The sequence below is a fragment of the Ruthenibacterium lactatiformans genome (assembly GCF_000949455.1).
In the GTDB taxonomy this organism is placed as follows: domain Bacteria; phylum Bacillota; class Clostridia; order Oscillospirales; family Ruminococcaceae; genus Ruthenibacterium; species Ruthenibacterium lactatiformans.
The window spans coordinates 1-8,091 of record NZ_JXXK01000062.1 but is presented as its reverse complement, the minus strand read 5'-3'; the positions used below and the strand labels follow the sequence as shown (position 1 = coordinate 8,091).

Below are 8,091 nucleotides of genomic sequence, written 5' to 3'. Positions count from 1 at the left end.
AAATCGTTCCTCTTTTGCCGTTGGGGGGCCGGGGGCCTCGGAGAGAGGCGTGAAGAAAAATCATGATTTGATACGGAATTTGAAATCATGATTTTTTAGCCGAACGGAACGCCCCCGGTGTTCTTTGGTTACTTTCTTAACATTAAGAAAGTAACGCCATCGGCAGATTTCGTAATCAGCCCCGCGAAAGCGGGGGCCTTCCTCTTTTTCCACACGCGGCTTCCATTCCCTCCGCCCTTTCCTACGCCATCGCCGGGCCCATCCCCCGGGAAGAGCCCCGCGCCGCCCTGCACGGGCATTCCCGTGCCGGGCAAACCGCCCGGCACGCCACCGCCCACAAGCTCCATGCCAGGCAGCGCCCCCTCCGGGGAAAACGCGCCCGCCGCCCCACCGGGGCCGATGTTTTGGCCTGCCCCGCTTTCGCTTTGCTCCGGCGCGGCCCCCCGGCGCCTGTCCAGAATGGCCCGGAACTTGTCCTTCGGCACGCCGGAATTGTCGTCCAGCGCCTCCACGTATTCCTCAAATGTGATATGCTGCTGCGCCAGCGCGTTTTCCAGCGAAAGCTCGCGGGAAAGCACGCTGTACGGGTCGATGGGCGAAATGTCGATTTTTATGTCGACGTCCAGCGCCTCCAGCTCCGCGTGCGGCAGCAGCGTGCCGTCCGCCAGCCGCAGCCCCCGCACCGAATACGCCACCCACAGCTTGTACCAGATCATCGCCAGGTCCTCCACAAACTGCTTGTAGGCCGCGCTCTGCTCGTTCAGGCTGATGGCGCTCTGGTCGCGGGCCGCCTTGATGGCCTCGCCGCTGGCCTTCGTGGGGTCCACCTGTCCGGTCGCGGCCTCGCCCGCGCCCTCCAGCTCCCGGCTGGTGCCCACAAGCTCGGCCTGTAAATTCGCCGCGTCGCCGCTGATGGGCGCGGGGCTCAGGTACTGCACAAAGCTGCCCACCGGGTTCGCGTTCAGGTTTTTCACGCCGATGCTCGCCCCCACAACGCCCAGCTTCTCCGGCGCCAGCAGCTTGTCCTGGTCGTACACCACCGTGGGGAAGCTGTACCGCTTCACGCAGATGGCCCGCCGCGCCAGCGTGCGGTTCACCTCGATCTGGTTCGGAATCAGCCGCTCCACAACGCCCACGCCCCGGGCGCTGCCCATTTTTTCTTCCCAGCGCATGCCGCACACCGGGTAAACGTCCAGGCCGCGGATGGTTTGCATGGGCTGGTACACAACGGCCTGTGTGGAGCGGCAGAACGCAACGCCGCCGTCCGTCTTGCGCATGAACAGAAGACTCGTGCATTTGCCGCTGTCCGTCTGCACCTCGTCCGCGCCCGTCACGCCAAGCTGCGTTTCGTCCGCCTCGTCGGATACGATCCGGCGTATCTCCGCCTCGGGCAGCCCGTTGTCTTTGGCCTGCCTGCGCACGTTTTCCACCGGTACGCGCTCGGCGATGATGATCCATTCCTGTTCCTCCAGGTTCGGCTCCTGCTCGTCGGCCAAATACAGCGCCGTTTTGTCGATCAGCCGCATTTTCAGCCGCGGGGTCATGTCCGTGACAACGCTCTCGCTGGGCGTGCGCTCGTCGAAGCAGTACAGATAATGGTCGCCGGTAATGCACGCGTTTTTCACAACGGCCCATTTCTTGCTGTCCAGCTTGCCCTTTTCCCACTGCGCCGCCGCAAACGCCGTCAGCGCTTCGCAGATCTCCGCCTTTTTCGGGTCGTTGTCCATCGGAGAAAACAGGATCGCGGTGTCGTTCATCGCCACCATCACGATTTTGTAGCGGCAGATGGGCTTGATAAAGTTCAGCATGGGAAGCTCTTCGTCGCCGGCCTGCAGCCCGTGCCATTGGTCGCCCTCGTAAAAGCGGTGGCACTTTTCCGCCTGCGTATACATGTTCGTCCGGTTGTGATGGTCCTTGCCCGCCTGATACCTGCGCCAGATATCCGTACATTCCTTTTCCTGCATCATTCGATCACCTTCTGTCCTTTCTCTGTCCCGTCGTATGCGTCGATGTTCGCCAGAATCGCGTCATATTTGTCCGCGCGCCATCCCTGCGCCCCCGCGGGCGCAGCCGCGGGCCCGGCTGCGGTCTGCTGTGCAAAGCCGCCGCGGGCTGCCCCGGCCGCCTCCGCCCGCGGGGCTTCGCCGTCCCGCGGGCCGCCGTGCCTGGGCCGCCCCGCTCCCGTTCGGCCGCGTTCCGCTGTGCAAAACCCGCGCTCGAAAACGCTTTCCTTTTCGCCGCCTCCCCCGTTTCGCAGAGGCAGGCGCCGCCGCGCCCCGCCGTTTCGCCGCGCGAAGCCGCCGTCCCGCAGCCCGAGGCGGTAGCAGTATACGCACAGCACCGCCATGCCGCATACCGCAAGCGCCAGAACAAACGTTAAAAGATCAGATAACACGATATTTCCCTCCTTGCCCCAGCGGTCCCGCCGTGGGCTTTTTCATGTTGAAATCATCCCGCAGGATGTCGTGGACTGCAGCCTCGGGCGCATGCGCCGCCGTGCTCCAGTAGGTGCAGAAGCCGCGCAAAGCGTCCGGTGCGTGGGTCAGCTCGTGGGGCGTGACCGCCGCGTCCTCCGGCTTCCGTTCGTCGTGCCGCAGGGCGGGCAGCGTGCGGATCAGGTTTGCGCAGGTGTCGAAGATGCGCAGCCGCGGCAAAGCCGGGCCGGACGCCTGCGGCGCTTCCGCCTCCGTTTCGCTGCACGAAGCCGGGCCGGACGTTCGCAGGCGGAGCGTTTGCGCGGCTTCGCCGCCCCGCGCCTCCTCGTCTTCAACTCGGTTTTGCACGCAAAACCGGCGCACGCGGTCGCGGGCTTGCGCCCGCGTGGCTTCGCCACCCCGCGCCTGTCCGCCCGGCCCCGGCGCCAGAAATTCCCGCACCGCCAGCCATCCGGCCACACGGCTGTTGCCCGTCTTTGTAAGCGGCACGCCGTTCTCCAAAAACAGCTCCGCCGCACTTTTTCCCGTGTCCTGCCTGCGGTTCCACAGGTCCGGCGGAGCCAGCCAGGCCTGCACCTCGTCGCCGCCGTTCACCTCCAGCAGCCGCCGCGCCGCCGCGCTGATGATATGTCCCTGGCCGTTTTCCCCTTTTCCGTTGTCCCGTCCCTCGTACAGCTCCCGGTACACAACGGCGCGCCCCTGCTCGTCCACAGCCACCCAAAGCGCCGCCAGCATGTCCATGCCGTAATCCAGCGTCACATAGCGCCGCCAGTGCGCCGGGATGCCGTGCGGCCTGCACACATGCACATTGCGGTCAAATTCCGCGAAATACTGGCCCTCGAAAATGTCCCATTGGCCCAGCAGCCACGCCCGGCGCTGTTCCTCCGGCAGATTTTCCAGCATGCGCACATAGTCCGGGTCGTGCGCCATCAGGGCATGGTTGTCGTACACATTGGCGGCGATAAACACATAGTCTTCGGGATGCTCCGCCTTTTTGTACCGCCTGTCGATGAACAGCCGCTTCACCCAGGCGTGCCCCACGCCGCCGGGGTTGCAGGTCAGATAAAAGCGCTTTGGGAAGTCGTTGGCGCCGCGCAGGCATGCCGTCAGCGTGGTGAACTGGAACTCCGTGAACTGCGTGGCCTCGTCCATAAAAATAACGTCGTACTCCTGCCCCTGGTATTGCAGCACGTCGCTCTCGCTGCTGCAATAACCGAATACGATGCGGCTGCCGCCGGGGAACGTGAAGGATTTGTCCGCGTCCCGGTACCGGGCAACGCCCGCAAGGTCCGCCGTCATCGGCAGGATATGGTTTTCCCGCAGCTCCGGGAACGTGCGGCGCACGATCAAAATGCCGGCGCCCGGGTAAGACAGCGCCAGCCCGGCGGCTTTTTTGCGCACCGCCCAGCTTTTGCCGCCGCCGCGCGCCCCGCCGTATGCGATAAAGCGTGCGCGCGCCTTAAAAAATTCGATCTGCCTCGGGTTCGGCTTCCCGATGTCCCATTGCATCAGCCCATCAGCTCCCGTACTTCTTTTGACATTACGACCTGTACCGCGGCGCCGCCGTTCCCTTCGATGGGCTGCGAGGCCTTGCCGTATACGCGGTCCAGTATGGTCTTTGCCGCGTCCATCCGCTGGGGCAGCGTGGCGTTTTCGTCGTCCACGGTCCGCACCAGCATCTGTACGGCCGCGCGCGCCGCCGCCTGCAGCAGCTCCTGCGCGCTCTGTGCACAGGCGGCGTCAGCGTCCGGCGCGGGGGAGCGCCGCGCCTGCCCCCCTTCGGCCGCGTCCCGCTGCGGCGAAGCCGGAACGGGTGCGTGCGGCCCTTCCGCCTTTTGGGTTTGCCGCGCAAAATCGGGCGCGGCATTTCGCTGCGCGAGATCCCCCTGTGCGGCCGTCTGCTTCGCGGCCCCGGCTTCGCCGCCCCGCACCGCTGTTTTGCTGTTGTCGCTTTTTGCAGTTTTCGCGCTCGTATGCTCGCCTCCTCGTTTTCAACTCGGTTTTTGCTGCGCAAAAACCGGCGCAGCCGGTCGTTGCCCCCACTGGGGGCAACGTGCTCGCTCCCCCATTTTCGCTTTGCTCAAATGTGGCCCCGCGCTCGCACCCCGGCGCTTGCTCCCGTTCGGTCGCATTTCGCTCCGCGAAACCGCGCGGCCGGTCATCGGCCCCACCGGGGCCGATGTTTTGCCGTCCCCGTCACGGCTGCGCCGCGCCGGGTCCCCAACGGCAAAACCCCGGCCCTCCTCGTTTTCAATCCGGTTTTTTCTGCGCAAAAACCGGCGGGCGCGTCCCCCCGCTTTCGGACGGCGGGGCGTTGACAAAGTCCGAAAATATCATTTTGTGTGCGTCGTCTTGTCATCCGCCCCGCTCACCCTATCCCCATTGTACGCTCCCGCGCGTCCGGTTTTCCGGAATCGGCCAAAAGAAAAAGCCGCAGCGGAAAACCGCTGCGGCTGTGAACACGCTATATATGAGCTGTAAAAAAACAAACGTGAATCCTATTTCATTCCCTATTGCCTTTTTCCTTTTAAAACGTTTCCGAAGCCAAATGACGATACGGCTCCATGGCGAAACGAACATGTACAGCTAACTTCCTATAAGCCGGAATAAGGTATTTTTTCAAAACAATACGGCCCGTTTTTCTTTTGGCAACACCGCACAATTCACGGCTGATGCCTTAAGCGTCGCCTCGCTTGCAGATTTTCCGGCAACTGTCACAAAAATCCGCCGGCGCGATTCGACACTTAGAATTGTGCGGTGTTACCTTTTATTTTTATACCGGATATCAAATCCAGCACTCCGTAAATCACTCCCGGCACCGCAAGCAGATAAAACAGCTCCCCGGTAGAAAAACGCATAACAGTATTGAATGTGTATTTATTTGCCAAGATTTCCTGAAAAGATACTGTAATGGAAGGATGAACCCCCGTGTCAACACGAATCTGGTTTGTCCCTATTGGAAATTCAAAAACATAATACCTTCCATACTGCTTTCCCCTTACGCATCTCTCCGCGCTGAAGACGCCGTCCGCTTTGTATGAATAAAAAGCCAGAAACTCCCCCGGGTCATAAGAAAAATCACAATCGACATACAGATTATATATATTCTCTGTAATCCAAAGCTGTGTATCGTCCGTGGCGTTTACCATCGTCATATCATCAAGCTGCTCAACGCCATACTGTTCAAAATCATTTAAGGTCAGATTCCGCTGTGCGTATCGTCCATTTTGGAACCCGTAAAAAACCCACAGGCCCGCGCAAAGCTTAAAGCCCAGAAACAAAATCACACAGACCGCATAACAAAGGAGCAGACCTTTAGCGCCCTCCAGCCGTGTGGAACGCAGCGGGCACAAAATATTTTTCTTTCTTTTCATCAAACCACCTGCATTGGAACGTTCTGTTCTGTAATTTTGTATAGTGTCCCCTCCGTCATACCATCTGAAAACAGATGCGAATAGCTTTCTCTGAATTCCTCATCGGGTCTCACAACATATACATAATCAAAATATTCCGTCATCAGGCGGGCATATAGCTGAGGCGAAGCAATGTTATAATACCGTCTGTCGCTGCCAGCCTCAAGCTTTTCTCTAAAGCTGATTGTAAAATCAATTCCGGTGCCTTTTGTATCCTGATTACAGATGGCCGGCAGCAGATGATACCCGTACTTTATATATTCCCATGTATACTGGTCCGGAAGAACAAGGTATACTTTATCGTCCTTTTCAATACTGCCCTTGATTTGCCGTACATACTGTTCTGTTTCCATATACTCCAGATAGGGCGTATCCGGTGCATCGATGGATGTATAATCAAGGCCTGTTTTTCCGATCAACAGTAAAGTAACCAGCGAAACCGCACAGAACACGGTCTGCTTACCGCGCCTTCCGTTTTCACCTGTCACGGCAAGAAGTATAATTGTATATACCCACAGGAAATAATAGCTGCTCATGTAACGGGGATACTCTATCATATCGTCCCGGTAATATGAAATAAAATAGCTGATGACAGCACAGTATACATAACAGCCAACCGCAATTCCCGACAACACGCACAAAGCCCGAAGCCGCTTCCCTCTTGAGGATAAAACGGAAACCAACGCTCCTGCGGCAACCAGCACCGCAGCAAAGTACCGGTCCGGCATAAAAAGGTTGCTCTTCTCCAGCAAAAAGGCCTTGCGCATCGTTTCCATTACAGCGTTATAACGCTCAGAGCGAAGCGGAGGAACCAAAATAGAGAGTACATTCTGGTCAATGGTCTCGTCTACCCTGACGAGCTCTTCCTGCTCCTGTAAATAGGCCGGGTCCTGAAGGACGACCGGCTGCGCCGGGGCGAGTTCAAACGCGCTGAGGTGAACAAACCAGGAGCCATACGCAAGAACAACAACCAGAAGCATGAGCGCACCGTTTTTCACTGTTTCCGTCAGCCGCTTTCCCGCCCGCGCGTCGAACGCCGCAAGGCACAGTATCACGCATACCGCGAGCAAAGCAAAAAACACACCTGTATTTTTCATGTTTACAAGAAAAACGAGAGGCAGCAAATACCATTTTTTTGCCGGGCTGCTCAAATACAGCGCTATGGCCGATAAAAAAACCACAGCTATGTTAAAATCAACCATGGCCGTGCCATAAGCATACAGCAGAGATTCGTAATTCAACAATTCCTTATGTGCCACACACATGAACGGAGAAAGCAACAATAATACATATGTCACGACTGCAAAAGGCAGACTGCCGCTTTTGCGGTATGCAAGTTCGGCTACCGCCGAAAACACCGCGAAGAATAAGAACGCATAAGAAAGCAACAGGATATACGGCTGAAAATCCACTGAGAAAAAATTAAAAAATAATTCAACAGGGCATTTGAGGGTGGCAGATGATTGTGCAGCGGCGTGGGCCAAATGGAGTACAGGCGGTCTAAAAGCTTTGTGGCTTTCGCCGAAGTTCCCCAAAAAGCCAGTTCATCCCAATAATAGAACAGCGGATTGCTAATGGAAAATATAACGGTAAAAACAAGACAGGATAAATTGTTCAAAAGGACAAATGGGTTAAAGTATTCTTTTAGCCCGCATACAGCAGCCAGAGAGCGCTTTTGAGAACGGCTTTTTTTCACAGCTGCAAGCAGTAATAGAAGTATTCCGATAAATATACCCGCGGCCGCCGGTAAAAGCAAATTAAAAATACCGCCGATATAGAGAAAAGAGAGAACGCCCATGAGCGCGATGAGGTAGCTTTCCGCGCCGTCAAGGCCAAATTTGGCTTTGAGCAGCATCCCGCACACATTCAAAAAAATAACCGGCAGCAAAACTTCCATTATAGCCATACCCATGCCCTCCACAGTATGGGCCTCCTTATCCAAAAGTGTACCTTTTGCAAATTATACATGTCTATACGATAGCATAAACAGCGGCTGTTTTCAAGGATACAGCCGTTGTTTTGACACCTCATTGGGCCTTGCAAAAAAGCACGGATGGGTCTTCTGTTTTCAGCCCGTCTGTCAAATTCATTTAGAATGACTGCCATACTGCTTCATCCGGCCACTCGGGTGTTGATGGCTCCCAACCATGCTTTTGTACAAAGCTTTCCCCTTTTGAAATGTTGTCGAAGAAAAATGACGATACATCTCAATGGCAAACCGGGCATATACAGCTAAATTTATA

Annotated in this window: 7 protein-coding genes; all 7 read right to left on the bottom strand. The window is 57.1% G+C overall.

Features of this window, described 5'->3' with window-relative positions; genetic code table 11:
- Positions 1-128 precede the first annotated feature (128 nt).
- Entirely contained in the window at positions 129-1,967 is a 1,839-nt protein-coding gene (locus TQ39_RS19195) for a hypothetical protein (protein WP_050006730.1), read from the bottom strand.
- Entirely contained in the window at positions 1,964-2,395 is a 432-nt protein-coding gene (locus TQ39_RS19190) for a hypothetical protein (protein WP_050006729.1), read from the bottom strand. The genes TQ39_RS19195 and TQ39_RS19190 overlap by 4 nt, the downstream gene beginning before the upstream one ends.
- Entirely contained in the window at positions 2,385-3,944 is a 1,560-nt protein-coding gene (locus TQ39_RS19185) for a phage terminase large subunit (RefSeq protein ID WP_050006728.1), read from the bottom strand. Before TQ39_RS19185 ends, TQ39_RS19190 begins: the two co-directional genes overlap by 11 nt.
- A complete protein-coding gene (locus TQ39_RS19180) occupies positions 3,944-4,366 on the bottom strand; it encodes a hypothetical protein (RefSeq protein WP_050006727.1) in 423 nt (140 codons plus the stop codon). The genes TQ39_RS19185 and TQ39_RS19180 overlap by 1 nt, the downstream gene beginning before the upstream one ends.
- Positions 4,367-5,179: 813 nt before the next feature.
- Positions 5,180-5,809: a hypothetical protein gene (locus TQ39_RS19175; protein ID WP_050006726.1), complete on the bottom strand. Its 630-nt coding sequence runs from the start codon at positions 5,807-5,809 to the stop codon at positions 5,180-5,182.
- Positions 5,809-7,089 (bottom strand): hypothetical protein, encoded by a 1,281-nt coding sequence (locus TQ39_RS19170; RefSeq protein WP_050006725.1) that lies wholly within the window; start codon positions 7,087-7,089, stop codon positions 5,809-5,811. Before TQ39_RS19170 ends, TQ39_RS19175 begins: the two co-directional genes overlap by 1 nt.
- A gap of 101 nt (positions 7,090-7,190) precedes the next feature.
- Entirely contained in the window at positions 7,191-7,754 is a 564-nt protein-coding gene (locus TQ39_RS19165) for a hypothetical protein (protein ID WP_156146433.1), read from the bottom strand.
- Positions 7,755-8,091: the final 337 nt, after the last annotated feature.

Bases quoted from the DNA above. Each gene is read 5' to 3' on its own strand.
- TQ39_RS19195 (WP_050006730.1), bottom strand. From the start codon at position 1,967: ATGATGCAGGAAAAGGAATGTACGGATATCTGGCGCAGGTATCAGGCG.
- TQ39_RS19185 (WP_050006728.1), bottom strand. From the start codon at position 3,944: ATGCAATGGGACATCGGGAAGCCGAACCCGAGGCAGATCGAATTTTTT.
- TQ39_RS19175 (WP_050006726.1), bottom strand. From the start codon at position 5,809: ATGAAAAGAAAGAAAAATATTTTGTGCCCGCTGCGTTCCACACGGCTG.
- TQ39_RS19165 (WP_156146433.1), bottom strand. From the start codon at position 7,754: ATGGCTATAATGGAAGTTTTGCTGCCGGTTATTTTTTTGAATGTGTGC.